This is a genomic window from Frigoribacterium sp. AP1 (genome assembly GCF_056680555.1).
This window is the reverse complement of the sequence record NZ_CM155288.1, coordinates 2,596,867-2,621,124: the sequence shown is the minus strand read 5'-3', so window position 1 is coordinate 2,621,124 and position 24,258 is coordinate 2,596,867. Positions and strand designations below refer to the sequence as shown.

The window sequence follows — 24,258 nt, the reverse complement described above, 5'->3', positions numbered from 1 at the left end:
TCTACTCCCTGCCCGTCAGGTGCCAGGCGTCTTCGCTTCCGGCGTCGTCGTCTTCCGCGTACCCGCGGGTCATGGCCTCGACGGGGTCGCCGTCGTAGTCGCCGGCGTCGGCCCGCGTGGCGGAGGCAGAACCCGAGGAGGTGCGACCGACGCCGGTCTCGGTGGCAGCGTCACCGCCGCGCAGCTTCGCAAGCACGCCCGGGAGCTGCTCGGTCGTGACGAGCACGTCGCGAGCCTTCGACCCTTCGGACGGCCCGACGATGTCGCGCGATTCCATGAGGTCCATGAGGCGGCCGGCCTTGGCGAAGCCGACCCGGAGCTTGCGCTGGAGCATCGAAGTCGAACCGAACTGCGTGCTGACGACGAGTTCGGCGGCCGCGAGGAGCAACTCGAGGTCGTCACCGATGTCGCCGTCGATGTCGCGCTTCTCGACCACCGCGGCGACGTCGGGGCGGTAGTCGGGACGAGCCTGGCGGGTGACGTGGGCGACGACCTGGGCGATCTCGTTCTCCTGCACCCAGGCCCCCTGCACGCGCATGGCCTTGGAGGCACCCATGGGCAGGAACAGCCCGTCGCCCTGTCCGATGAGCTTGTCGGCCCCGGGCTGGTCGAGGATGACCCGGGAGTCGGTGACGCTCGAGACGGCGAAGGCGAACCGCGAGGGGACGTTGGCCTTGATCAGACCGGTCACGACGTCGACCGAAGGACGTTGTGTCGCGAGGACCAGGTGGATTCCCGAGGCACGCGCGAGCTGGGTGATGCGGACGATGCTGTCCTCGACGTCGCGCGGAGCGACCATCATGAGGTCGGCCAACTCGTCGACCACCACGAGGAGGTAGGGATAGGGCTTGAGCTTGCGTTGGCTACCGGCCGGGAGGACGATCTCGCCGCCGACGACGGCACGGTTGAAGTCGTCGATGTGACGGAAGCCGAAGCTGGCGAGGTCGTCGTACCTCATGTCCATCTCTTTGACCACCCACTGCAGGGCCTCGGCGGCCTTCTTGGGGTTCGTGATGATGGGCGTGATCAGATGCGGTACGCCCGCGTAGATCGAGAGTTCGACCCGCTTCGGGTCGATCAGCACCATGCGCACGTCGGTCGGCTTGGCCCGCATCAGCAACGAGGTGATCATCGAGTTGATGAAGCTCGACTTGCCCGAACCTGTGGCCCCGGCGACGAGGAGGTGGGGCATCTTGGCCAGGTTGGCCACGACGTAGCCGCCCTCGACGTCCTTGCCGACGCCGATGGTGAGCGGGTGCACGCTCTTGCTCGCCGCCGAGGACCGCAGGACGTCGCCGAGGGCGACGATCTCTTTGTCGGTGTTGGGGATCTCGACACCGATGGCGCTCTTGCCGGGGATCGGCGACAGGATGCGGACCTCGTTGGAGGCCACCGCGTAGGCCAGGTTCTTGGTCAGGGCGGTGACCCGCTCGACCTTGACGCCGGGGCCGAGTTCGATCTCGTAGCGCGTGACGGTCGGACCGCGCTTGAGGCCGGTCACCTTGGCGTCGACGTTGAACTGGTCGAGCACCTGGCTGATGGCGGCCACGATCGCGTCGTTGGCCTCGCTGCGCGCCTTGGCGGGCTCACCGACCGACAGGCTCGAGGCGGCGGGGAGACGGTAGGGGGCGCTCTCGGCACCGTCGTCCACCTCGTCGAGCGAGGGCGGGGCTGCCTCGTCGGGATCGACCGCGAGGAAGTCGGCGGCGGCGTCGCTCTCGCCGACGGGTTCGGTCGGCACCACCGGGAGGACCGTCGTCGACGCGGTCGCCTGGATGGGCGGGACGTCGAACCCCTGGGCGCGGACGGCGTCCTCGGCTCGATCGAGGTCACCGAGGAGGTCAGCCGAGAAGACGTCGGTCGGAGCCGTGGGTGGGACGGCGGCCCCGGCGGCACCGGCCGCCGCAGCTCCGGCCGCCGCAGCACCACCCGCCTCGTCGGGGCTCGGTTCGAACGCCGGCTTCTTGCGACGACGCCGCCCGAGCGTCTCGGTGGCGGAGGTCTCTTCCGCTTTCACGAGCGGGGTGTCGTACGCCGGGTCGTCTTCGCGTTGGTCTTTGTTGCGCCGCCACCAGGGCAGCGACTCGGACTCGGCCAGGTCGACGAGGTCGGCATCACCGTCGGCCCCGGCCGCCCCCGAGGTCGTCTCGCCGAAGAGGTAGGAGTACAGCTCGCCGAGCCGTCGGTGGATGCGGTTCGGCGGGGTCTTGGTGATGATGAGCAGCGAGAACGCCAGCAGGATGACGACCAGAGGAACCGCGACCCATTCGGTGGCGAGGGCGACGAGCCAGGACGCGACGACCCAGCCCAGCACGCCGCCACCCGTGGCGAGGGCACGGAGCCCTGCTGCGGCTTCGGGTTGCCCGCCGAAGATGTGACACAGGGCGCTGATCGAGACGATCGAGAGGCCGAGCCCGATGCCGATGCGGGTGTTGTCGTGTACGGACGCCGGGTGCCGGAAGAGCCAGCCCGCGAAGAGGATCATGATGACCGGAAGGGCGTAGGCGACGCGTCCCACGAGCCCGCCGAACGTGTACGCGTCGAATCCGATCGCGACGGGACTGGTCGGGTTCAGCCACTCGACGACCGCCCCGGCGATCGCGAGCAGGACGAGCAGGAACGGCACGCCGTCTCGTCGCTCGTCTTTCGCCAAGGACTCCTTGCCGAGGAGCCGGAACGCGCCGCCGGTCAGGTGTGCGAGCCCCGTCCACGCCGCCACGAGCGGCCCGGGCCCCTCGCGGACCGGGTCGGGTTGGCGGGGTGCGGGCAGCTTCTTGGTCGCCTTCGTGGCGCCGGAGGTCTGCGACGCTCGCGACGACGAACGCGCGCGCGCAGTCGACTTGGTGGGCGTGGCCATGGGCTCCAAGGTACCTCTCAGCACCGACAGCGGCTGGAGGTGCTCCGGTGTGTGTCAGTAGCGGATGGCGTCGATCACCTTCACACGGATCGCCACGAGAGCCGGGAGCAGGCCGGCCACCGCCCCGATCGCCGTGGCCGACGCCAGACCGACCAGAGCTGCCTCGACGGGGAACGGGGGGAGGTCGCTGACGGCGCCCTGGGCGATGAAGCCCTGCACCGTCGGGTTCTCGACGACGAGGACGGCCACCATCACGCCCACGGCTCCCGCCACGACCGTGCCGACGACGCTCTCGAGCATGACCGAGAAGAAGACCCGGGGAGCCGTGGCCCCGAAGGACCGACGCACGCCGATCTCGCGGATGCGCTGGCGGACGGTCACGAGCGCGATGTTGACGAGGCCGAGACCGCCGAGCAGCAACACCAGCACGCCGACCCCCGTGATGATCAACTTGATCGGACCGAACGGGTCGGCGTCCCCGCCCGCGGCGTAGTCCTGCCGCGAGACGTCGACCTGCACGTCGTCGCCGAGGGTGGCCCCCATGTCGGACGCCACCTGGGCGCTCAGCGCGTCGCTGGTCTCGGGCGGCAGCCACATCTCGTACTGCGGGGTCTCGACGCCGTAGCTCGCCAGGGCGAGGTCGTAGTCGGGTATCGGCAGCAGGTACATCTGCGGGCCGTCGAACTCGGACGAGGCCGAGACTCCCGTCACGACGAGCGTGACGGAGTCGGCCCCCCGGACGAGCAGGGTCGGATGGGACGACAACGGCGGGGAGCCCAGCTGCCGCCAGAGCACCTCGTTGACGATGACGGGCGGCGCGAGACGGGACGCGTCGGCGTCGGTGAACCACGAACCGTCGGTCATGACGACCCGGTGCATCTCTCCGTAGGGGACGTCGACCGTGACGTCCGCCACCTCCGTGACCCCCTCCGGCAACTGCACGGCGCGGTTGCCGTAGACGACGCGACTGGTCTGCTCGATCCCGTAGCGTGCCGTCGTCGTGGCGAACGCGTCCTCGATCGCCTCGGTGCTCGGTGAGGTGGTTCCGTTCGAATACGCATTGACGTAGTAGTTCGCGGGGCGCCCGCCGAACCGCTCGGCGCTCTCGCGCGACGACTGCTCGGCGAGCCCACCGAGGGCGACCACGCCGGTCAAGGCCGCGACGGCGACGGCCACCCCGATCAGGCTGAGCAGCACGCGCAGCTTGTTGACGCGGAGTTCGGCCCAGGCCTCGGCGAAGGCCCCCACCACGTCGGCAACCGCGCGCTTCACGCGTCGACCTCGTCCCGGAGGGGAGACGTCGACGCGGCAGGTGACGATCTCGGTGTCGGCGCCCCGAGGGCCGCGTCGACAGACGTCGAGAGGACGCCGGCGTCGAGCTGGTAGTGCCTCGACGCGCGGGCGGCGACCGCGAGATCGTGGGTGATCGTCACCAGGGCGGCCTCGTTCTCGGTCGCGATGCCGTCGAGCAGCGTCATCACCCCGGCGCCGGTCTCGACGTCGAGCGCACCGGTGGGTTCGTCGGCGAGGATGACGCGCGGCCGGCGGACGAGCGACCGGGCGATCGCCACCCGCTGCTGTTCGCCGCCCGACAGGCGATGGGGCATGGAGTCGGCCCGGTGACCGAGACCCACGCGCTCCAGCATCTCGCCCGCGATGGACCGGCGACGCCAGAACTCGGAACCCGAGGAGTAGAGCAGCGGGGTCATGACGTTCTCGAGAGCCGAGCGCCCCTGCAGCAGGTTGAACTGCTGGAAGATGAATCCGACCTGGGCTCCCCTCAGCCGATCGCGCCGACCGCGCCGGATCGAGCGCACGTCGACGTCGTCGAACCAGTGCGTCCCCGTCGTGGGCTCGTCGAGGAGCCCGAGGATGTTGAGCAACGTCGACTTGCCCGACCCCGAGCGCCCCACGATGCTGACGTGCTCGCCCGCATCCACCTCGAGGTCGACGCCCGTGAGGATGTCGAGGGTCTGGTCGTCGGCGAGGGGCACCGTCTTGGTGACCGCCTCGAGCCTGATCAGGGCCATCAGCTGCAGAGGTCCGCGCCCGTGGCGGGGTCGACGCAGTCACCCTGCGGCGCCGCGGCGGCGCCCGGGACGAACTCGAGCACCAGGTCGCCCTCTACCAGGCCGCCGGTGACCTCGACGATCGTGCCGTCGTTGATGCCGAGCGTGACGTCCCGCTTCTCGGTGGAGCCGTCCGCCCCGACGACCGAGACGACGCCTTTCCCGGCCGCGCCCTCGACGGCGGTGAGGGGCACGGTGAGGACGTCGGTGGCGACGCCGGCCGGGATGGTCAGCTCGGCGGCGAGTCCGCTGAAGACGGTGACGTCCCCCGGGACGACGCAGGAGACGCTCTGGCCCGACGAGTCCCCCGTCGACGTGGAGGCGTCACCGCCGGCGTCCGGCCCGGTGGACGACGAGGTGCTCCCCCCGACGGTGAGCGCCGTGCACGGGAACGGCGCCGGCCCCCCGGTGATGGCGACGGACCCCTCGGCCGGCCGACTGACGAGACGGTACAGCTGGTCCGCAGCGAGGGACCCCGTCACGTGGAACGTGGGAGGCGCGACCTGCGCGACCGCGTCACCCACGACGACCGTCTGGTCCTTGATCACGGCGACCGAGGTGATCGTTCCGGCCACGGGGGCCGTGATGACGGCCGTCTTCACGATCGGCTTGCGCTCGGTCACTGTGCCGTCGTCGGCCACGAGGGGCTCTTGCGGCGTCTCGGACCGGAGCGTCGCGAGCCGGTCGCCCGCGGCGACCACCTGCCCCTTGACGACGTCGACGCCGGTGACCGTACCCGCGAGCGTCGCGGGCACCGGAGCCGCCGGGTCGGCGACCACGGTCGCGTCGACCACCACGTCGTTGGTGATGGTGCCGACGGCCACCTCGATCTGCGGTTCGACGAGCTCTCCAGTGGGGAAGGCGACGGTGTCGTCACCGGCCGCCGGGGCCGCGAAGAACGCGAGTTTGACGAGTGCCACCGCGATGGCGACGAAGATCAAGATGCGCAGGATCGGGAAGACCCAGACTTTGGCGATGCGCACGGTTACCCCCGGTCGATGTACTGACGTGTCAGACGTCACCGTAGCGAGGCCCAGGGCGTCACCGCCTCACCCCGGAGGATGATCGGGAGCATGAGATCTCCTCCCCGGGGATCAGGAGGCCCGCGACCGGCCCGCGGGACGACGACGGCCCGCGGGGTCTCCCCCGCGGGCCGTCGTCGTGAACTCGTGGCTCAGGCGCTGATGACCACCGGCACGATCATCGGACGACGACGGTGCTGCGTGTTCACCCACCGGCCGACCGTGCGACGCACGACCTGGCTGAAGGCGTGCGTGTCGCGGGTGCCGTTCTCCGCGGCCTCGGTGAGGGCGGCGATGATCTTGGGCTTGACGTCGTCGAACACCCGCTCGTCTTCGGCGAAGCCCCGCGACTGGATCTCGGGACCGACCACGACCCGGCCCGTCGACGCGTCCATGGCGATGAAGACCGAGATGAAGCCTTCTTCGCTGAGGATGCGGCGGTCTTTCAGATCGGCGTCGGTGATCTCGCCGACGGTCGAGCCGTCGACGTAGACGTAGCCGATGTCGAGCTGGCCGACGACCTCGGCGACGCCGTCGCGCAGGTCGACGACGATGCCGTCCTCGCCGAGGATGGTGTTCTTCTGCGGCACACCGGTCCGCACCGCCAACGCCGCGTTGGCGTAGAGGTGGCGGTGCTCGCCGTGGACCGGCATCACGTTCTTCGGCCGCAGGATGTTGTAGCAGTACAGCAACTCGCCGGCCGAGGCGTGCCCCGAGACGTGCACCTTGGCGTTTCCCTTGTGGACGACCTTGGCCCCGAGCTTCGTGAGGCCGTCGATGACGCGGTAGACCGCGTTCTCGTTGCCCGGGATAAGGCTCGACGCGAGGATGATCGTGTCGTCCGCGCCGATCTCGATCTGGTGCTCGAGGTTCGCCATGCGGGCGAGGACGGCCATCGGCTCGCCCTGCGACCCGGTGCTCATGTAGACGATGCGGTCGTCGGGGAGGTCTTTGGCCTTCTTGGCGTCGATCAGGACGCCGTCCGGCACCTTCAGGTACCCCAGGTCGGCCGCGATGCCCATGTTGCGCACCATCGAGCGCCCCATGAAGGCGACGCGGCGGCCGTTGGCGTGGGCCGCGTCGAGCACCTGCTGGACGCGGTGCACGTGGCTCGAGAAGCTCGCGACGACCACGCGGCGGGGAGCCCGGCGGATCACGTCGTCGAGCACGGGCCCGATGTCCCGCTCGAGCGCGGTGAACCCGGGCACGTCGGCGTTCGTCGAGTCGGGCAGGAACAGGTCGACGCCCTCTTCACCGAGGCGGGCGAACGCCCGCAGGTCGGTGATGCGGTCGTCGAGCGGCAGCTGGTCCATCTTGAAGTCGCCGGTGTGGAGCACGGTGCCCGCCGAGGTGCGGATGGCGACGGCGAGGGCGTCCGGGATCGAGTGGTTGACCGCGATGAACTCGAGGTCGTACGGCCCGAGCGACTCACGCCCGCCCTCTTTGACGGCGAGGGTGTAGGGCGTGATGCGGTGCTCTTTGAGCTTCGCCTCGATCAGCGCGAGCGTCAGCTGCGAGCCGATGAGCGGGATGTCCTTGCGGAGGCGCAGCAGGTAGGGCACGGCACCGATGTGGTCCTCGTGCCCGTGCGTGAGCACGACGGCCAGGATGTCGTCGAGGCGATCGCGGATGGGCGAGAAGTCGGGCAGGATCAGGTCGACCCCGGGCTGGTGCTCTTCGGGGAAGAGCACGCCGCAGTCGACGATCAGCAGCTTGCCGTCGATCTCGTAGACCGTCATGTTGCGGCCGATCTCGCCGAGACCGCCGACGGGGATCACGCGGAGCGTCCCCGGGGCGAGGTCTCGGGGAGCGTGGATTGTCGTGGGCATCTGTTCCTTCGGTTGGTGTGGGGCTCGTGCCCCGGTGTGCGGGAGGTCTGGGTCCGACGTCGTCGTCGGCGGGGATCAGGAGGTCAGCGTGTGGTGCCGTGCACCTTGGGCAGCGCACCGCCGGCGGCCGCGTTGCGGTCGGGCCGGAAACGGCTGAGGTCGAGGCCGGGGATGGACCCGACGTGCGACAGCTCGTCTTCGATGAGAGCGGCCTCGCTGTCTTCCGGGCCGACCAGGGGCAGGCGCACCCGGGGGCTCGAGATGCGACCGAGGCCGTGCAGGATGTACTTCGCGGCGACGGTGCCCGGCACGTGGGTCATGACGGCGCGGACGAGGGGCTCGAGCATCTGGTGCGCCTCGGTCGCCGTGTGCAGGTCGCCGGCGTTCACGGCGTCGACGATGGTGCGGTACGGGGCTGCGGCGATGTTCGCGGTGACGCCGATGAGGCCCGAGGCGCCGATGGCGAGGTGCGGCAGGACGTTCGCGTCATCGCCCGAGAAGTACAGCAGGTCGGTCTGGTTCAGGACACGGCTGACCTCGGCGAAGTCGCCCTTGGCGTCCTTCACCGCGACGATGTTGGGGTGCTTGGCGGCCCGGAGCAGGGTCTCGTACTTGATCGGGATGCCGGTGCGCCCGGGGATGTCGTACAGGATGACCGGCAGGTCGGTCGCGTCGGCGATCATGCGGAAATGCGTCAGCACACCGGCCTGCGTGGGCTTGTTGTAGTAAGGGGTGACGATCATGACGCCGTCGGCGCCGGCCTTCTCGCTGGCCTTGTAGAGCTGGATGGCGTGCGCGGTCTCGTTGGACCCGCCACCCGTGATGATCTTGGCCCGCCCGGCGGCCACCGACTTGCCCACCTCGACGAGACGGAGCTTCTCGGGGTCGGTCAGGGTGCTGGTCTCGCCCGTGGTGCCGGTGACGACGATGCCGTCGGCGCCGGCGGTGATGCAGTCGTCGATGTGCTTCTCGACGGCCGGCCAGTCGACCTCGCCGTCAGCGGTGAACGGCGTCACGAGGGCGACGAGGACCTGACCGAAGGGGTTGCTGATGTTCGACACGCCCTCCAGCGTACTGTCTCGCGTCGGGACCGACCTCCCGCGCCGCGTCCGACGCCCCGGTCAGGAGGCGCGGGTCGCGTCGGCGAGGACGGCCGTCAGGGGGCGACGCGCCCGTTCGCCCCGAACGCCGCGTAGGTGAGGGGCATGAGCTCGGCCCAGAGGTCTTCCATCTTCTCGGCGCACATCTCGATCTCACGCTGCGGGAAGGACGGGAAATGGGTGCCCTCGCGCTTGGTCCGGAGGCTGAGGAAGTTCATCAGGGACCGGGCGTTCACGGTCACGTACATCGACGAGTAGATGTTCAACGGCAGCACGATGCGCGCGACCTCGCGGGCGATGCCGGCGTCGAGCATGCGCTGGTAGGCCTCGAACGCCTGCACCGACGCGGCGCGGGTGGCCTCGTCGACCAGGGCGGACTGCTCGGGCGTGCCGGGCAGGAAGTCGTAGGCGCCGGGCTTGCCCACCTGCTGCAGGTTGCGGGTGGGGGCGGGCACGTAGAAGACGGGGTTGAGCTCGCGGTAACGACCGCTCTCTTCGTTGTAGCTCGCCATGCGGTGACGCATGAACTCGCGGAAGACGAAGATCGGCGCCTGCACGTAGAAGGTCATCGAGTTGTGCTCGAACGGCGAGCCGTGGCGGTCGCGCATCAGGTAGTTGATGAGACCGGCGCCCTTGGTCGCCTGGGCACCGTCGGCCGACGCCTGGGCGCCGTCGAGGGTCAACTCGCCCATGGTGGAGACCCGGGCGGCGAACAGCACGTCGGAGTCGTGGGCGCTCGAGCGGACCAGCTCGACGGTGACGTCGGAGCGGAACTCGGGGGTCTTGGCGGAGGGCACGGCGGGGGTGGCTTCGGTCTCGGGCACGGCGTCGACTCTACCTCGCAGGACCCTCCCGACGGGAAGCACCTCGGGCACCGGCGGACGCTCCCCCAGCGGGCCGGATTACGGTGGCCCCATGACCGACGCACTCACCGTCCTGATCTCCGGCGCCAGCGGCATGATCGGCACCGAACTGACCCGCCAGCTGCGCGAGGCAGGCCACCGTCCGCTCTCGTTGGTGCGTCATGAACCCCGAGCGGAGGACGAGTACACCTGGGTGCCGAGTGCCGGCATCGTCGACCACGACCTGATCGCCCGCGCGGACGCCGTCGTGAACCTGGCCGGCGCCTCCTTGGGTCGTCTGCCCTGGACGGCCGGCTACAAGCGCGACATCCTCGAGTCGCGCCTGGCCGCGACGTCGACGCTCGTCGACGGCATGGCGGCGGCCTCGACACCACCCGCGACGTTCCTCAGCGGCTCGGCCGTCGGCGTCTACGGCGACCGTCCGGGCGAACGATTGACCGAGTCGAGCGGCCGGGGTGAGGGATTCCTCAGCGACGTCGTCGTCGCCTGGGAGGCCGCCGCCGAGAAGGCCCCCGAGGCCACACGCGTCGTGACGTTGCGGACCGGCATCGTGATCGGACCCGGAGGAGGCGCGCTCAAGCCCCTGCTGCCGCTCACCAAGCTGGGCCTCGGCTCGCGACTGGGCACCGGCGACCAGTTCTGGCCGTGGATCAGCCTGCACGACGAGGCCGCCGCGATCGTGCACCTGCTCACGTCGGCCGTGTCGGGTCCCGTGAACCTGGTCGGGCCCACGCCGGCGACGAGTGACCTGATCACGCGGACCCTGGCGTCCGACCTGCACCGTCCCTACCTGCTGGGCGTGCCCGAGGTCGTCATCTCGACCGCCATGCAGGAGGCCGGGCGCGAGATGCTGCTGCCCAGCCAGCAGGTCGTCCCCGAAGCGCTCGAGCGCGACGGATTCGTGTTCGAGCACCGCACGGTCGAGGACGCACTGTCGGCGTTCGTCGACGCGCTCTGACCATTCGCTCGACCCGGACCGGCGAGATCAGCCGGCCGTCTCGCGCCGGAGCTTGATGGCCCAGCGCAGGGCTTGGCGTGCCCGTCGGCGGTCGCCGCAGGCGTCGTAGGCCAGGCCGAGCCGGAACCACGACCGCCAGTCGTCGGGGGCCGCCTCGACGGCTGCCTTGTAGGCCGGGAACGCGGCGTCCGCCGCCTCCCGCTCGTACCGACCGGAGGTGCGGCGCGGCAGGTCGTCGACCGGCAGCTCGCCCTCGTCCGCGAGTTGTCGGACGATCTGCTGCGTGCGGAGACCGAAGCGCAGTTCAGCCACGAGGGCGAAGAGCCCCAGGAGGGGAAGGACGAGCAGGGCGACGCCGAGCGCGATCGCCACCGGCTCGCCGGTCGACAGGAACAGCACGGCTCGTTGACCGACCAGCACGACGTAGAGCAGCAGGAGCAGCGCCATGAGGAGCGCTGCGGTACGCCCCTTCACGACTCGAGGGGCAGGACGGCGTCCAGGCCCACCACGACTCCGGTGACGCCGGGGGCGGCCTCGATGGCGACGCGGAGCCCCTGCTCGTAGGCGCGTTGCGAGAGCGTGTCGTGCGTGAGCGTGAGGGTCTCGCCCTCTCCGCCGAAGACGACCTCCTGCTTCGCGACGATGCCGCGCAGGCGCATGCTGTGCACCGGCACGCTCGCCACCTGCTGCCCCCTGGCCCGCTGGTCGGCGTGCGGCGCCGACACCGGGCCGAGGTCACGACGGGCCTCGGCGATGAGTTCGGCCGTACGGACGGCCGTGCCCGAGGGCGAGTCGACCTTGCCCTGGTGGTGCGCCTCGACGATCTCGACGGACTCGTAGAAACGCGCCGCGAGGGTGGCGAACCGTGTCGCGAGGACCGAACCGATCGAGAAGTTCGGCACCACCAGGACGCCAGGACCACCCGCGTCGGCGACGACCGTCGTGAGACGGGCCAACCGTTCGGCGTTGTAGCCCGAGGTGCCGACGAGCACCGGGATGCCCGCCCGGACGACGTGCTCGACGATCCCCGGGCTGACGGCCGGGTGCGTGACGTCGACGACGAGGTCGGCGCCGAGGACGTCGTCGAGGTCGTCACGGGACGAGAGACCGGCGTGGAGCTCGAGGCCCGGGGTGCGCTCGACGAGGTCGACGATGAACGAGCCGAGGGTGCCGGTGGCTCCCACCACGGCGATGCGCGAAGTCATGCCGTCCAATCTACCGGGGGCACCCGGACCGACGAGGGCGGTACCCCGACCTAACATGGAGGGCATGCCCCGGTTCCGCGAGACGAGCGTCTCCTCCCCCGATGCCGCCTCCCTCCTGACCGAGTACTTCACCGAGCGCGAGACCACGTTCCCCTCGGCACAGGGCAGCTACACGACGACCCTGCCCGACGCCACGGCCTTCGTGCCCCCGGGCGGCGCGTTCGTCGTCGTCGACGGCGAACCGGCGGGCTCGGACCCCGGCCGGGCCGCCGAGCCGGCCGCGTGCGGCGGCATCCGACTCATCGCGCCCTCGGCCTCGGGGGCCGTGCGGTACGAGGTCAAGCACCTCTACGTGCGTCCCGCCGGTCGGGGGCAGGGCCTCGGTCGGGCGCTGCTCGACGAGCTCGAACGTCGGGCCTCCGCGTTCGGTGCCGACGAGATCGTCCTCGACACCAACGACAGCCTGGCAGCTGCCGGAGGGTTGTACCGCAGCGCGGGGTACGTGACGATCGAGCCCTACAACGCGAACCCGAACGCGACGACCTGGTACGGCAAGACCGTCCGGGCAGAGACCCCGCACGGCACCGCCTGACGAAGGGCGGCCCCGGCGGACGACGGGTCAGAAAGGCTGTTCGACCGGCAGACCGGTGCGCAGCTCCACCGGAAGGTGGCCGAGGTCGTTGTGCGTCACGAGCTCGGGCGGCTTCGCCGACCGCACCCGGATGATCGTCAACCCCGCGTTGGCCTGGTTGACGCCCATCCACCGCCAGTCGGGCGCCCCGAACACCTCGCGGACGAACCATCCGATCACGAAGTTGTGCGTGATGAGCAGGTCGTGGCGGTCCTCTCGGGCCGGCGTGAGCCACTCGGCGACGGCGTCGGCCATCTGGGCCTGCCCGGCCTCGATCTGCTCGTCCGTGACCCCGCCGAAGAACGGCTTGTAGGACGACGGCATGTCGGACGTCGGGCCGGACGGCACACAGTCGAAGAGGAGGGTCGAGGGCTGCGATTCGAGCGCGGGCATGCGCTCGGTCATGATGGCGGCCGTCTCTTCGGCGCGCTCGAGCGGCGAGTGCCACGCCGCGTCGAAGGGGACGCCGCCGAGGCGTTCGGCGAGCAGGCGCACCTGGCGCTTGCCCCGTTCACTGAGGGGCCCGTCGGGCAGCCCGTGCTCGGCGTCCTGCTGTTCGCCGTGCCGGACGAGGTAGAGGTAGTGGGACACCGTCGTCTCCTGGTTCATCGAGGGGTCGATCCCGACGTCGTCGTCGGGACGGGGAAGGACGTCTCGTCCACCTCGCCGACCACGACGGTCGACAAGGGGCCCGAGAGGAGCCGGGCCGCCAACGACCGGACGTCGTCGGAGGTCACGGCCTCGACGCGGGCGAGGGACGTGTCGAGGTCGACGAACTCACCCGTCGAGATCTCGGCTCGACCGAGGCGGTTCATGCGGGTGTCGCTGTCCTCGAGGGCGAGGGCTGCAGCCCCTCCCAACTGGCCGAGGGCCCGACGACGCTCGTCGTCGGTGATGCCGTCGACGGCGAGTCCGGCGAGCTCGTCGAGCATGAGGCGGGCGACGTCTCCGGCGTTGGCGGGGGTGCACCCGGCGTAGAGCCCGAAGAGACCGGCGTCCGAATAGCTCGGGGCGAACGAGTAGACCGAGTAGGCGAGTCCACGGCGCTCACGGATCTCTTGGAACAGGCGGGACGACATGCCCCCGCCCAGCACCGAATTCAGCACGGCCAACGTGGGTCGGCGGTCGTCCCCGACGGAGATGCCCGGCAGGCCCAGCAGGACGGTGGCCTGCTCGAGGGGACGACGGATCACCTGCAGCGGTTCGCCGGCGACGAGTCCGACGGGCGCATCGTCGCGACGCGGTACGGGCGACGCCGCGTCGGTGGGCCACCCTGCCCGGTCGAGCGCCGCCGTCAACCGGTCGAGGGCGCGGTCGTGGTCGACAGCACCGGCGATGGACACGACGAGGTCTCGGGGACGGTAGTTCTCGCGGTAGTGCCGGTCGACGTCGTCGCGTACCGCGGCACGGATGCTCTCGGGTGAGCCTCCGATCGGACGCCCGAGCGGATGGTCGCCGAAGACCGACTCGAAGAGCCGTTCACCGGCCATGTCGGCGGGATCGTCGTCCGCCATCGCGAGCTCTTCGAGGATCACCCCGCGCTCGGTCTCGAACTCGGCCGGGTCGAGGGTCGAGGAGGTCACCATGTCGCTCAGCACGTCGATCGCGTCGTCGAGGTCGACGTCGCGCACCCGGGCGTAGTAGCAGGTGTACTCCTTGGCGGTCGCGGCGTTGTGCTCACCGCCGACCGACTCGAACGACACCGCGATGTCGAGGGCCGACCGGGTCGGCGTGCCCTTGAAGAGGAGGTGCTCGAGGAAGTGCGTCGACCCCCGTTCGGCATCGGACTCGTCGCGGGAACCGACCGCCACCCACAGGCCGATGGTGGTGCTGCGAGCACCCGGCATGCGCTCGCTGAGCACGCGGACGCCGGAGGGCAGCACGGTACGCCTCACGAGCGCGTCGCCCGTGGCGCGGAAGGAGATCTCGACCTCGTCGAGTGGGAAGGAGACAGGGCCGTTCATCAGGTCGAGCCTAGGCGACCTCCCCTGCAGTCGTCCGTGAGCGGCTCGGTACGGCTGGCACCCGGATTGGGGGACGATCTTGGGGACAAACAGACAACTCTGTTTGTCCTCATCGGTGTTAGAGTCGATACACCGACGTCGACCCCATCCCCCCTGATGGTCGCCGTCGGCGGCTGGTCGGACGTCGTCAGAAGGTCCGGAGCGCGCGTCCCCCACGCGGCTTCAAGCCGAGACGTCCCAAGGAGCCACGCTGTGACGGTCGATTCCCCCCAACCGGCCGTCCAGCGTCTCCCTGGTCGCCCTCGCGCCGACTCCCCCGTCCCCGGCGCTCGGGTCCGGGTCCTCACGACCGCAGACCGCCTCTTCTACGACGAGGGCGTCCGCGTCGTGGGCGTCGACCGTCTCATCGCCGAGTCCTCGGTGACCAAGGCCACGTTCTACAAGCACTTCGGCGCGAAGGACACGCTCGTCCTCGAGTACCTCGCCGGCCGGCACGACCTCGAGGCCGCCGAGCTGGCGGCCCTCGTCGAGGCCCACGACGGTGGTCGCGCGACCCTCGAGGCCTACCTCGACGTCGTCGTCGCCCGGGTCCAGACCGTGTCGTTCCGAGGCTCGGCCTTCGCGAACGCGGCGTCCGAGTTCAGCGACCCGACCCACCCCGTGCGCGTCGCCATCGCCGAGCACCGCGAGTGGCTGACGGGCGAGATGGTCTCGCTCTTCAAAGCGGCCGACCACCCTTTGCCGGGCGACGCCGCCGACGATCTCGTCCTCGCCCTGGACGGTGCCCAGGTGGGCGCCTATGCGGGCGACGCCATCGCGGCGGCAGCGTCGCTCCGCCGCACGGCGGAACGACTCCTCGCCGCCTAGGTCACCGGCCGACCACATCGGACGCCCGCGTGGCCGGGGGCGTTGTCGTCAGGCACCCCGCGGGGCACCGGTCGACCACGTCACCTGACGGTCAAGCGGAGGCGCGGTCGAGGTCGAGCACCTGGTTGCGCGTGAGCTGGACCCGCGCGGCCTGTGCGAGTTCGTAGACCTGTTTGGCGTTCGTCGCACTCGCGACCGGCGCCACGACGTTCGGCTTGGCGAGCAGCCAGGCGAGCGCGATGGCGGCACTCGAGACCTCGTGGACGGACGCGATGCGGTCGAGCTCGTGCACGACCTTGAGCCCTCTCTTGGAGAGGTACTTCGCCAGGACGCGACGACGGGGGCTGTGCGCGATGTCGGAGCGTGAGCGGTACTTGCCCGCGAGGAAGCCGCTCGCGAGGGCGAAGCGCGGCATCACGGCGAGACGCTGCTGTGTGGCGACGTGAGCCAGGCCCTTCTCGTACTCGGCCCGGTCGAGGAGGTTGTACTGGTTCTGCAGGGCCACCATCGGGGCGATGCCGAGCATCCCCGCCGCGATGCGGGCCTCGTAGAGGCGGTTGCCCGAGTGGTGGGAGCCCCCGAACCATCGGACCTTGCCGACCCGGATGAGGTGGTCGACGGCCAACAGCGTGCGCTCGAACGCCACCTCGGTGTCGTCCACGTGCAGGTAGAGGAGGTCGATGCGATCGGTGCCGAGCCGCTCGAGGGAGGCCTCGACGGCTCGCTCGATCGCCCGCGGAGTCAACCCGGGGTTGTCCGCGCTCTTGCCCACCTTGGTGGAGACGACCATGTCGTCTCGGGATCGGCGAGAGCGCATCCACGACCCGATCATGATCTCGCTGCGGCCGCCTGCGTAGGAGTCGGCCGTGTCGACGAAGTTGCCGCCGAGGTCGAAGTAGGAGTCGAGCACGGAGGTCGTCTCGGCCTGGTCGGCCGTCCAGCCGAAGACGTTGCCGCCGAGGGCCAGGGGGAAGACCTTGAGGTCGGAGAGTCCGAGGCGTCGGCGCGGCTGGATGATGCCGAGGTCGACCGGAACGGTGGGCTGGGCGGCCGAGGCCCGGGCCGCGGCGGCCGCGACGGCGGCAGCGGCAGCGAAGTCGGACGTGGCGGAACGGGCGAGCTCGGCCGTCGTCTCGGTCACGCCGCCCCCTTCTCGTCGCGAACCCCCGATGCGACTCTGTGCGATCGCATGGGGTATGGTTCGCCCTCCGCCGTCAAGAATACGACCACGCGCCCGGTTTCCGTCGCCACCGCACCCAATCGTTACGCCGTGTCGCCGCCCCGATCCGGGGGACGCGCCTCCTGGTCCGGTCGCGAGCCGAGAGCGGGGCGCCGATGGCGAAGGGCCCGCCCCGACCGAGGTCGGAACGGGCCCTTCGTGGCGTGCTGACTACGCGTCGACGGACTCGTCGGTCGACTGCTCGGTCGCTCCGCTCGAGTCGGTGTCGGCCTCGTCGGCCACGACCGGGGCCAGCGAGAGCTTGCCGCGGTCGTCGATCTTGGTGATCTCGACGAGGATCTTCTGGCCGACGCCGAGGACGTCCTCGACGTTCTCGACGCGCTTGCCGCCGGCGAGCTTGCGGACCTCGCTGATGTGCAGCAGGCCGTCCTTGCCGGGGAGGAGCGAGACGAACGCACCGAACGACGCGATCTTGACGACCGTTCCGAGGAACTGCTCGCCGATCTCGGGGTTGGTCGGGTTCGCGATCGCGTTGACCTGGGCACGGGCGGCCTCGGCCGACGGACCGTCGACGGCACCGATGTAGACGGTGCCGTCTTCTTCGATGCTGATGTCGGCGCCGGTCTCGTCCTGGATGGCGTTGATCGTCTTGCCCTTGGGGCCGATCAGCTCGCCGATCTTGTCCTGCGGGATCTGGACCGAGATCACGCGGGGCGCGGTCGGGGCCATCTCGTCGGGGGCGTCGATCGCCGAGTTCAGCACACCGAGGATCGCGGTGCGCGCCTCTTTCGCCTGCTTGAGGGCGGCGTCGAGCACGGCGGTCGGCAGACCGTCGAGCTTGGTGTCAAGCTGGATCGCCGTGACGAACTCGCTCGTGCCGGCCACCTTGAAGTCCATGTCGCCCAGGGCGTCTTCGGCTCCGAGGATGTCGGTCAGGGCCGCGTAGCGGGTCTGACCGTCGACCGTGTCGGAGACGAGGCCCATGGCGATGCCGGCGACCGGGGCCTTGAGGGGCACACCGGCGTTGAGCAGCGACAGGGTCGACGCGCAGACCGAGCCCATCGACGTCGAACCGTTGGAGCCGAGAGCCTCGGACACCTGACGGATGGCGTAGGGGAACTCTTCGCGGCTGGGCAGCACCGGGACGAGGGCGCGCTCGGCCAGGAAGCCGTGCCCGATCTCGCGACGCTTCGGCGAACCCACGCGGCCGGTCTCACCGGTCGAGTAGGGCGGGAAGTTGTAGTGGTGCAGGTAGCGCTTCTTGGTGACCGGGCTCAGCGAGTCGATCTGCTGCTCCATCTTGAGCATGTTCAGCGTGGTGACGCCCATGATCTGGGTCTCGCCGCGCTGGAAGATGGCGGAGCCGTGGACGCGCGGGATGACCTGGACCTCGGCGTCGAGCGGACGGATGTCGGCGAGGCCGCGGCCGTCCATGCGGATCTGCTCGGTGAGGATGCGGTCGCGGACGACCTTCTTCGTGGCCGACTTGTAGGCGGCACCGACCTGACCGAGGGCCGTGTCGGGCAGCTCACCCGCGTCGACCTTGGCGGCGATGACGTCCTTCACGCGCGACTTGAGGGCGTCGTCGGCGTCCTGTCGCTCGATCTTGCCGGCGATCTTGTAGACCTCGGCGAGTTCGGTGCCGGCGGCGGCCGTGACGGCCTCGAGCACCTCGTCGGTGTAGGGGAGGAAGACCGGGTAGTCGGCGATCTCCTTCGCGGCCTGGGCGGCCATCGTCGCCTGGGCGTCGACGAGCTGCTTGAGGAAGGGCTTGGCGGCCTCGAGGCCCTGGGCCACGATCGCCTCGTCGGGCTTCGTGGCGCCGCCCTGGATGAGACCCCAGGCGTGCTCGGTGGCCTCGGCCTCGACCATCATGATCGCGACGTCCTCGTTGCCGGCGGCGTCGGTGACGACACGGCCCGCGACGGTCAGGTCGAAGACCGCGTCGGCGAGCTGGCTGGCCTTGGGGAAGGCGACCCACTGGTCGCCGATGAGGGCGAGACGCACACCGGCGATCGGCCCGGAGAACGGCAGACCCGAGATCTGGGTGGAGGCGCTGGCCGCGTTGATCGCGAGGGCGTCGTAGAACTCGTCGGGAGCGATGCTCAGCACAGTGATGACGACCTGGACCTCGTTGCGCAGACCCTCGACGAACGAAGGACGCAGCGGCCGGTCGATGAGGCGGCAGACCAGGATGGCCTCGGTCGAGGGGCGACCCTCGCGACGGAAGAACGAGCCGGGGATCTTGCCCGCGGCGTACGAACGCTCTTCGACGTCGATGGTGAGCGGGAAGAAGTCGAAGTTGTCCTTCGGCTTCTTGCTGGCGCTCGTGGCCGACAGAAGCATGGTGTCTTCGTCGAGGTAGGCAGCGACGGCTCCCTGAGCCTGCTGCGCGAGACGACCGGTCTCGAATCGGATGGTGCGCTTGCCGAACTTGCCGTTGTCGAGGACGGCTTCGCCGAACTTGATCTCTGGACCCTCCATGTGGGGGCTACTCCTCTTTGTTTTGCATCGAGGCCCCGTGTGGGCATCGATGTGTACCGGGAGCGGGCGGCGTGGACGGCATGGCGACATGCACGTGCGACAACGCGACGGAGGCGGTGGCACGTCTGGCCAACAGTAGAAACGGTCGGACCCCGCACCCGACCCGGACGCTCGGCGCCGGTCGGGGCATTCCGCCTGTCACCACCGGTGACCAGCAGCCGTACCGGCCTGCTCCGAGCGCGACTCTAGCACTCGCGCCCGCCAGGCCGGGGTGCGCACGGCGGGTGTCGCCCGGACGGGGAGGCGCGGGGCCGGGGGGACGGCGTTAGGGTCGAGATCATGCGTGCTCACGACAGGTCCGGCCGGGATCGTCGCGCGAGCCGTCTCGCGGTGGCGACCGGCGCCTCCTCGGCTCTCGTCCTGGCGATGCTCGTGGCGCCGTCCGCCGCGTCCGCCGCGGGGTACCCGACCTGGGCTCAGGTGGAGGCCGCGAAGGGGAACGCCGCGGCGACCCAGGCGCAGGTCGACCTGATCGACGCGTCGCTGGACAGCCTCGAGAAGGCCGCGTCCGACCGCAGCGACGAGGCCGTCCTCGCCGACCAGGCGAACGCGACGGCGCAGGCGGACCTCGCGGCCGCCTCACGACGGGCGGACGAACTCGCCGCGGACGCCCAGCGTGCGCGGACGACCGCCGACACCGCGAAGCAGGAGGCCGGCCAGCTGGCCGGCAGCCTGTTCCGCACCGGCGGCACGCAGACCATGGGCACCGACCTCTTCACGTCGCCCGACCCCGGGGCCGCCCTCTACCAGCTGGGCTCGTTGACGCAGCTCGGCGACCGGTGGCAGACGGTGCTGACCGATGCGACCACCGCGAGCAACACGGTGTCCTCGCTCAGCGAGCAGGCCACCATTGCGGCCGATCGGCGCGACGCCCTCGCCCGCGACGCGCAGGCCGCGGCCGACCAGGCCACCGCGGCGCAGGCGACCGCGGACACCGAGGTCGCCGACGCCACCCAGCGGTCCGCCGACCTCTATGCCCAGCTCGCCGCACTCAAGGACTCGACGGCCGAGCTCGAACAGCAGTACCGGAGCGGAGAGGCGGCGCAGCAGGCGTTCGCGGCGCAGCAGGCCGCGGCGAAGGCCCAAGCCGCGTCGAAGGCGCCGGCGGGCTCGTCGGGAGGCGGCGGCACATCGTCGGGAGGCGGCGCCTCGTCCGGAGGCTCGGCACCCGGAACGGGTGGCGGCGGTTCGGGCGGCGGCACGGCTCCCCCGGTCGGTGCCGTGAACGATCCGGCCGGCGCGAAGGCCTACGCCGCCACGAAGGTCGGCGGCGGGGCCGAGTACACCTGCCTCGTGCAGTTGTGGAACAAGGAGTCCGGCTGGCGCACGAACGCGTCCAACCCGTCCAGCGGGGCCTACGGCATCCCCCAGTCGTTGCCGGGCAACAAGATGGCCTCGTTCGGGCTGGACTGGCAGACGAACTACCGCACCCAGGTGAACTGGGGCATCTCGTACATCCAGAGCAGCTACGGCACGATGTGCGCCGCATGGGCGCACTCGGTCGCGAACAACTGGTACTGAGGCGTCGTATCCGGCCGCCGGGCGCGACGTCCATGTGGCCCGGGGACGAGAGAACGGCCCCCTCGGCGTGCAGCCGGAGCTGCGTGCCGAGGGGGCCGTCGTCGAGACGTCCGGAGCGCGAAGACTAGCGGCGCAGGCCGAGACGACCGATGAGCGTACGGTAGCGCTCGATGTCGACCTTGGACAGGTAGCCCAGGAGGCGACGGCGCTGGCCGACGAGCAGCAGCAGGCCACGACGCGAGTGGTGGTCGTGCTTGTGCTCTTTGAGGTGCTCGGTCAGGTCGAGGATGCGCTGCGTCATCACGGCGACCTGGACCTCGGGGGATCCGGTGTCGCCGGGGTGGGTCGCGTATTCTTCGATGATCCGGGTCTTGACGTCAGGTGCGAGTGCCATTGATGGATCCCCTTTCAGTTCGTTGCGCGGTGCTCGTCACCGGATGTGCGAGCTCTCTTTCTCCGCGGCCGTTCAGACGGCAACCTGAGGAGCCTACCAGACGGGCGACGCCGATCCCTGACGCGGTCGGCTCCGACCGCGACGCCGCCGGGGCAGGACGAGTCCGACGAACGCCGCACCGATCGCCGCACCGAGGGTGTTCATCACGAGGTCCTGCGGGTCGGAGAACCGCGTCGCCGACAGGTACGTCGCCTGGAGGGTCTCGATGCCCACCGTCGCGGCGAAACCCACCACGATGCCGACCCACCAGAACCGCTTGGGCAGCAGCAGAGCCGGGAACATGCCCATCGGGACGAACATCGCCACGTTCGCGGCGGCCTCGACCCGGGCGAAGGTGATCCACGAGGTCTCGTCGTGCCGGGCGAAGACGTCGAGCGCCCGCCAGAGGAGCGCCCCGGTGTTCGCGTCGTAGACGCTCGGGCGCAGGGTCATCCAGGCGACCCCGGCGAGGTAGACGAGGGTGAGCAGGAGGAGGACGGCGCGACGCATCCGTCCATCGTGCGGCACCGGTCGGTGGGAGGACGCCCGGAACGGCCGAAGATCAGCCTGGAGGACGACCCGCCCCGGGGGCGACGCGGCAGGGCCGAGGAGGCGCGGTGTCCGACCGCGCGCACCGCGCCTCCTAGGCTCGTCGGGTGGACGCACTCACCGACCTCTGGGCCCGGATCAGCCAGCTCGCCGCCCCGCTGCCCGGCTCGTGGCTGCTCGGCAGCGTGGCCGCCGGCCTGCTGCTGGTGCTGCTGCCGGGCACCTGGCACACGGTCCGGCACGCCGTCACCGTCGTGCACGAGGGCGGGCACGGGCTCGCCGCGGTGCTGACCGGGCGGCGACTGACGGGCATCCGGCTGCACTCGGACACCTCGGGCCTCACCGTGTCGAAGGGGCCGCGGACCGGGCCGGGCATGATCATCACGCTCCTCGCCGGCTACACCGCTCCCGCGATCGCCGCCCTGGGCGCCGCCTGGCTGCTGTCGGCGGGCTACGCGGCCGGGCTGCTCTGGGCGCTGCTGCTGTTGCTCGCGCTGATGCTCGTGCAGATCCGCAACTGGTTCGGGCTCTGGGTGGTGCTGCTGGGCGCCGCCCTCGTCGTCGTCGTGACGTTCTTCGCGTCACCGACCTGGCAGGCCGTGTTCGGGCTGGTCGTCACGTCGGTGCTGGGCTCCGGGGCGCTGCGCGCGTCGCTCGAGCTGCAGCGCAGCCGGCGTCGCTCACGCTCGACCGCGTCGGACGCCGACCAGCTCGCCGGGTTGACCCGGGTGCCGGGCGTCGTGTGGGTCGGCGTGTTCGTGCTCGTCGCCCTCGCCTGCCTGCTCGGCGGGGCGGGGCTGCTCTTCCCCGGGGCGCTCGAGGCCGCGCGCTCGTTCGCCTGAGGCCGGTCGGCGCCCGTCGCCTGATGCGAGGCGTCAGGCGCGAGACGTCAGGCGCGAGGTGTCAGGCGTGAGGTGTCAGGCGGGGGCGGACGAGAGGGCGTGCACGGGGACGTGGCCCTCGAGCCGGGCCCGGCCGCCGAGACCGTCGAGCTCGAGCAGCACGGCGACGCCGGCCACGACGTAGCCCGCGCGCTCGAGCAGGGTGACGGTCGCCTCGACCGTGCCGCCGGTCGCGAGCACGTCGTCGACGATCAGGACGCTCGACCCCGCGGGGATCTGGTTCGGACGCAGTTCGAGCGTGGCCTCGCCGTACTCGAGGGCGTAGCTCTCGCTGAGGACCTCGCCGGGCAGCTTGCCCGCCTTGCGCACGGTGAGCACCCCGACGCCCTGCTCGATCGCGATGGCGCCGGCGAGCGCGAAGCCCCTCGCCTCGATGCCGGCGACGGCGACGAACCCGCCGTCGAAGGGCTCGGAGAGCGCCGTGGTCACCGTGGCGAACGCGTCGGCGTCGGAGAAGAGCGGCGTGACGTCGCGGAAGAGGATGCCGGGCTTCGGGAAGTCGGGGACGACGGCGATCTTGCTGTCGACGAACGAGGAGGCATCGGTGACGGTCATGCCGTCAACGGTAGCCGGAAGGACGGACGCCTCCGCCCTCGCGGCCGCGGTCGTCCGTCCGGCGACGGGCGACCGACCGGTACGTCACGATCATGTGAACAGTCCGGCCCGATGTCGGGGGCCCGTGCGAGAGTGCACGCATGTCGCGGTTCATCGTCCCCCCGTACCTGCTCGCCCACCTCGCCGAGGCCGACTCGCCCCGCCTGCACCGGGCGCCGCAGGCCGCGCGCAACGGCCTGCTCGCGATGGAAGCCGTCGACCGCAACGCGACTCCCCCGGTGGTGCAGGGGGCACTCGGTGGCGAGGCCGTGCTCGAGCGCACGGTCTTCGACGCGCAGGGCACCGAAGAGTTGCCCGGCGTGCGCGTGCGCGGTGAAGGGGAACCGGCCACCGACGACGTCGCCGCCACCGAGGCGTACGACGCCCTCGGCGCCACCTACGCCCTGTTCCGCGAGGTGTACGGGCGGTCGTCGATCGACGGCGCGGGCCTGCCCCTCGATGCGACCGTCCACTACAGCCAGGACTACGACAACGCCTTCTGGAACGGCGAGCGCATGGTGTTCGGCGACGGAGACGGAGAGGTGTTCGAGCGCTTCACGGCATCGGTCAGCGTCATCGGGCACGAACTCACCCACGGCGTCACGCAGTACACCGCGAACCTCACCTACCAGGGGCAGTCGGGTGCGCTCAACGAGTCGGTCAGCGACGTGTTCGGGGCGCTCGTCGAGCAGCACCTGTTCGGCCAGACCGCCGACGAGGCGACCTGGCTGATCGGCGAGGGACTCTTCACCCCCGAGGTGCAGGGTCGGGCGCTGCGGTCGATGAAGGCTCCGGGCACCGCCTACGACGACGACGTCCTCGGCAAGGACCCCCAACCCGGCCACCTGGACGACTACGTCGAGACCACCGACGACAACGGCGGGGTCCACCTCAACTCGGGCATCCCCAACCGCGCCTTCTACCTGGTCGCCGAGGCCCTCGGGGGCGAGGCCTGGTTGCGCGCCGGTCAGGTCTGGTACGACACGCTCACCGGCGGCACCCTGTCGACCGAGGCCACCTTCGCCCAGTTCGCGGCGGCGACGGTCGAGGCCGCCACGGCACGGTACGGAGCGGACTCCGACGAGACCCGGGCGACCTCGGCCGGGTGGGAGGGCGTCGGGGTCACCCCTGCGGCCTGAGACCGGTCGGCGCCGGACCCCGCGGCCGCGG

The 24,258-nt window shown here is 70.7% G+C and carries 22 protein-coding genes; 6 read left to right on the top strand and 16 right to left on the bottom strand.

Annotated features, from left to right (window positions below; all coding sequences use genetic code 11):
- Position 1: 1 nt before the first annotated feature.
- The 7 genes from AC1MBW_RS12490 to thyX all read right to left on the bottom strand — a co-directional run bounded on the left by AC1MBW_RS12490 (position 2) and on the right by thyX (position 9,701).
- The gene (locus AC1MBW_RS12490) at positions 2-2,857 is read right to left on the bottom strand and encodes an FtsK/SpoIIIE family DNA translocase (RefSeq protein ID WP_480024670.1); all 2,856 of its coding nucleotides are present in this window, start codon (positions 2,855-2,857) and stop codon (positions 2-4) included.
- A 54-nt stretch (positions 2,858-2,911) separates the two neighbouring features.
- Positions 2,912-4,129: an ABC transporter permease gene (locus AC1MBW_RS12485; RefSeq protein WP_480024669.1), complete on the bottom strand. Its 1,218-nt coding sequence runs from the start codon at positions 4,127-4,129 to the stop codon at positions 2,912-2,914.
- Positions 4,126-4,887: an ABC transporter ATP-binding protein gene (locus AC1MBW_RS12480; RefSeq protein ID WP_480024668.1), complete on the bottom strand. Its 762-nt coding sequence runs from the start codon at positions 4,885-4,887 to the stop codon at positions 4,126-4,128. The genes AC1MBW_RS12485 and AC1MBW_RS12480 overlap by 4 nt, the downstream gene beginning before the upstream one ends.
- Entirely contained in the window at positions 4,887-5,909 is a 1,023-nt protein-coding gene (locus AC1MBW_RS12475; protein ID WP_480024667.1) for a permuted SH3 domain-containing protein, read from the bottom strand. Before AC1MBW_RS12475 ends, AC1MBW_RS12480 begins: the two co-directional genes overlap by 1 nt.
- A gap of 191 nt (positions 5,910-6,100) precedes the next feature.
- The gene (locus tag AC1MBW_RS12470) at positions 6,101-7,777 is read right to left on the bottom strand and encodes a ribonuclease J (protein WP_054147232.1); all 1,677 of its coding nucleotides are present in this window, start codon (positions 7,775-7,777) and stop codon (positions 6,101-6,103) included.
- An 83-nt stretch (positions 7,778-7,860) separates the two neighbouring features.
- Positions 7,861-8,838: a 4-hydroxy-tetrahydrodipicolinate synthase gene (gene dapA, locus AC1MBW_RS12465; RefSeq protein WP_043596672.1), complete on the bottom strand. Its 978-nt coding sequence runs from the start codon at positions 8,836-8,838 to the stop codon at positions 7,861-7,863.
- A 95-nt stretch (positions 8,839-8,933) separates the two neighbouring features.
- Positions 8,934-9,701, bottom strand: a complete 768-nt coding sequence (thyX, locus tag AC1MBW_RS12460; RefSeq protein ID WP_231567172.1) for an FAD-dependent thymidylate synthase — start codon at positions 9,699-9,701, stop codon at positions 8,934-8,936.
- Positions 9,702-9,792: 91 nt separating this feature from the next.
- On the opposite strand from thyX, the gene AC1MBW_RS12455 reads away from it, so the two are divergent.
- Positions 9,793-10,698 carry a TIGR01777 family oxidoreductase gene (locus AC1MBW_RS12455; RefSeq protein WP_054147230.1) on the top strand — a complete coding sequence of 302 codons (906 nt, stop codon included), beginning with the start codon at positions 9,793-9,795 and terminating at the stop codon, positions 10,696-10,698.
- A 27-nt stretch (positions 10,699-10,725) separates the two neighbouring features.
- Here AC1MBW_RS12455 and AC1MBW_RS12450 read toward each other — a convergent pair whose 3' ends face one another.
- Positions 10,726-11,172, bottom strand: coding sequence for a tetratricopeptide repeat protein (locus tag AC1MBW_RS12450; protein WP_480024666.1), 447 nt, complete (start codon positions 11,170-11,172; stop codon positions 10,726-10,728).
- Positions 11,169-11,903 (bottom strand): 4-hydroxy-tetrahydrodipicolinate reductase, encoded by a 735-nt coding sequence (gene dapB, locus AC1MBW_RS12445; protein WP_054147228.1) that lies wholly within the window; start codon positions 11,901-11,903, stop codon positions 11,169-11,171. Before dapB ends, AC1MBW_RS12450 begins: the two co-directional genes overlap by 4 nt.
- 64 nt (positions 11,904-11,967) lie before the next feature.
- Between dapB and AC1MBW_RS12440 the strand changes: the two genes are divergently transcribed.
- Positions 11,968-12,495 carry a GNAT family N-acetyltransferase gene (locus AC1MBW_RS12440; protein ID WP_480024665.1) on the top strand — a complete coding sequence of 176 codons (528 nt, stop codon included), beginning with the start codon at positions 11,968-11,970 and terminating at the stop codon, positions 12,493-12,495.
- A gap of 27 nt (positions 12,496-12,522) precedes the next feature.
- On the opposite strand, the gene AC1MBW_RS12435 is transcribed toward AC1MBW_RS12440, so the two are convergent.
- Positions 12,523-13,125 (bottom strand): histidine phosphatase family protein, encoded by a 603-nt coding sequence (locus AC1MBW_RS12435; protein ID WP_054147267.1) that lies wholly within the window; start codon positions 13,123-13,125, stop codon positions 12,523-12,525.
- Positions 13,126-13,139: 14 nt separating this feature from the next.
- A complete protein-coding gene (locus AC1MBW_RS12430) occupies positions 13,140-14,498 on the bottom strand; it encodes a M16 family metallopeptidase (protein ID WP_480024664.1) in 1,359 nt (452 codons plus the stop codon).
- 252 nt (positions 14,499-14,750) lie between these two features.
- On the opposite strand from AC1MBW_RS12430, the gene AC1MBW_RS12425 reads away from it, so the two are divergent.
- Complete coding sequence (locus tag AC1MBW_RS12425) at positions 14,751-15,365, top strand: TetR/AcrR family transcriptional regulator (RefSeq protein ID WP_054147226.1); 615 nt, start codon at positions 14,751-14,753, stop codon at positions 15,363-15,365.
- A gap of 91 nt (positions 15,366-15,456) precedes the next feature.
- On the opposite strand, the gene AC1MBW_RS12420 is transcribed toward AC1MBW_RS12425, so the two are convergent.
- Positions 15,457-16,506 (bottom strand): aldo/keto reductase, encoded by a 1,050-nt coding sequence (locus AC1MBW_RS12420; protein ID WP_480024663.1) that lies wholly within the window; start codon positions 16,504-16,506, stop codon positions 15,457-15,459.
- A gap of 249 nt (positions 16,507-16,755) precedes the next feature.
- Entirely contained in the window at positions 16,756-19,029 is a 2,274-nt protein-coding gene (locus AC1MBW_RS12415; RefSeq protein ID WP_043596663.1) for a polyribonucleotide nucleotidyltransferase, read from the bottom strand.
- Positions 19,030-19,368: 339 nt separating this feature from the next.
- Between AC1MBW_RS12415 and AC1MBW_RS12410 the strand changes: the two genes are divergently transcribed.
- Positions 19,369-20,610, top strand: coding sequence for a coiled-coil domain-containing protein (locus AC1MBW_RS12410; RefSeq protein ID WP_480024662.1), 1,242 nt, complete (start codon positions 19,369-19,371; stop codon positions 20,608-20,610).
- A gap of 124 nt (positions 20,611-20,734) precedes the next feature.
- Here the strand turns inward: AC1MBW_RS12410 and rpsO are convergent, their stop codons facing one another.
- Complete coding sequence (rpsO, locus tag AC1MBW_RS12405; protein ID WP_043596660.1) at positions 20,735-21,004, bottom strand: 30S ribosomal protein S15; 270 nt, start codon at positions 21,002-21,004, stop codon at positions 20,735-20,737.
- Positions 21,005-21,097: 93 nt separating this feature from the next.
- On the bottom strand, positions 21,098-21,553 hold the full coding sequence (locus AC1MBW_RS12400; protein WP_480024661.1) for a VanZ family protein: 456 nt from the start codon (positions 21,551-21,553) through the stop codon (positions 21,098-21,100).
- Positions 21,554-21,699: 146 nt separating this feature from the next.
- Between AC1MBW_RS12400 and AC1MBW_RS12395 the strand changes: the two genes are divergently transcribed.
- Entirely contained in the window at positions 21,700-22,434 is a 735-nt protein-coding gene (locus tag AC1MBW_RS12395) for a M50 family metallopeptidase (RefSeq protein WP_480024660.1), read from the top strand.
- A 75-nt stretch (positions 22,435-22,509) separates the two neighbouring features.
- Here AC1MBW_RS12395 and AC1MBW_RS12390 read toward each other — a convergent pair whose 3' ends face one another.
- A complete protein-coding gene (locus AC1MBW_RS12390) occupies positions 22,510-23,049 on the bottom strand; it encodes an adenine phosphoribosyltransferase (protein ID WP_054147222.1) in 540 nt (179 codons plus the stop codon).
- A 140-nt stretch (positions 23,050-23,189) separates the two neighbouring features.
- Here AC1MBW_RS12390 and AC1MBW_RS12385 point away from each other — a divergent pair, with 140 nt between their 5' ends.
- Positions 23,190-24,227: a M4 family metallopeptidase gene (locus tag AC1MBW_RS12385; RefSeq protein WP_480024659.1), complete on the top strand. Its 1,038-nt coding sequence runs from the start codon at positions 23,190-23,192 to the stop codon at positions 24,225-24,227.
- Positions 24,228-24,258: the final 31 nt, after the last annotated feature.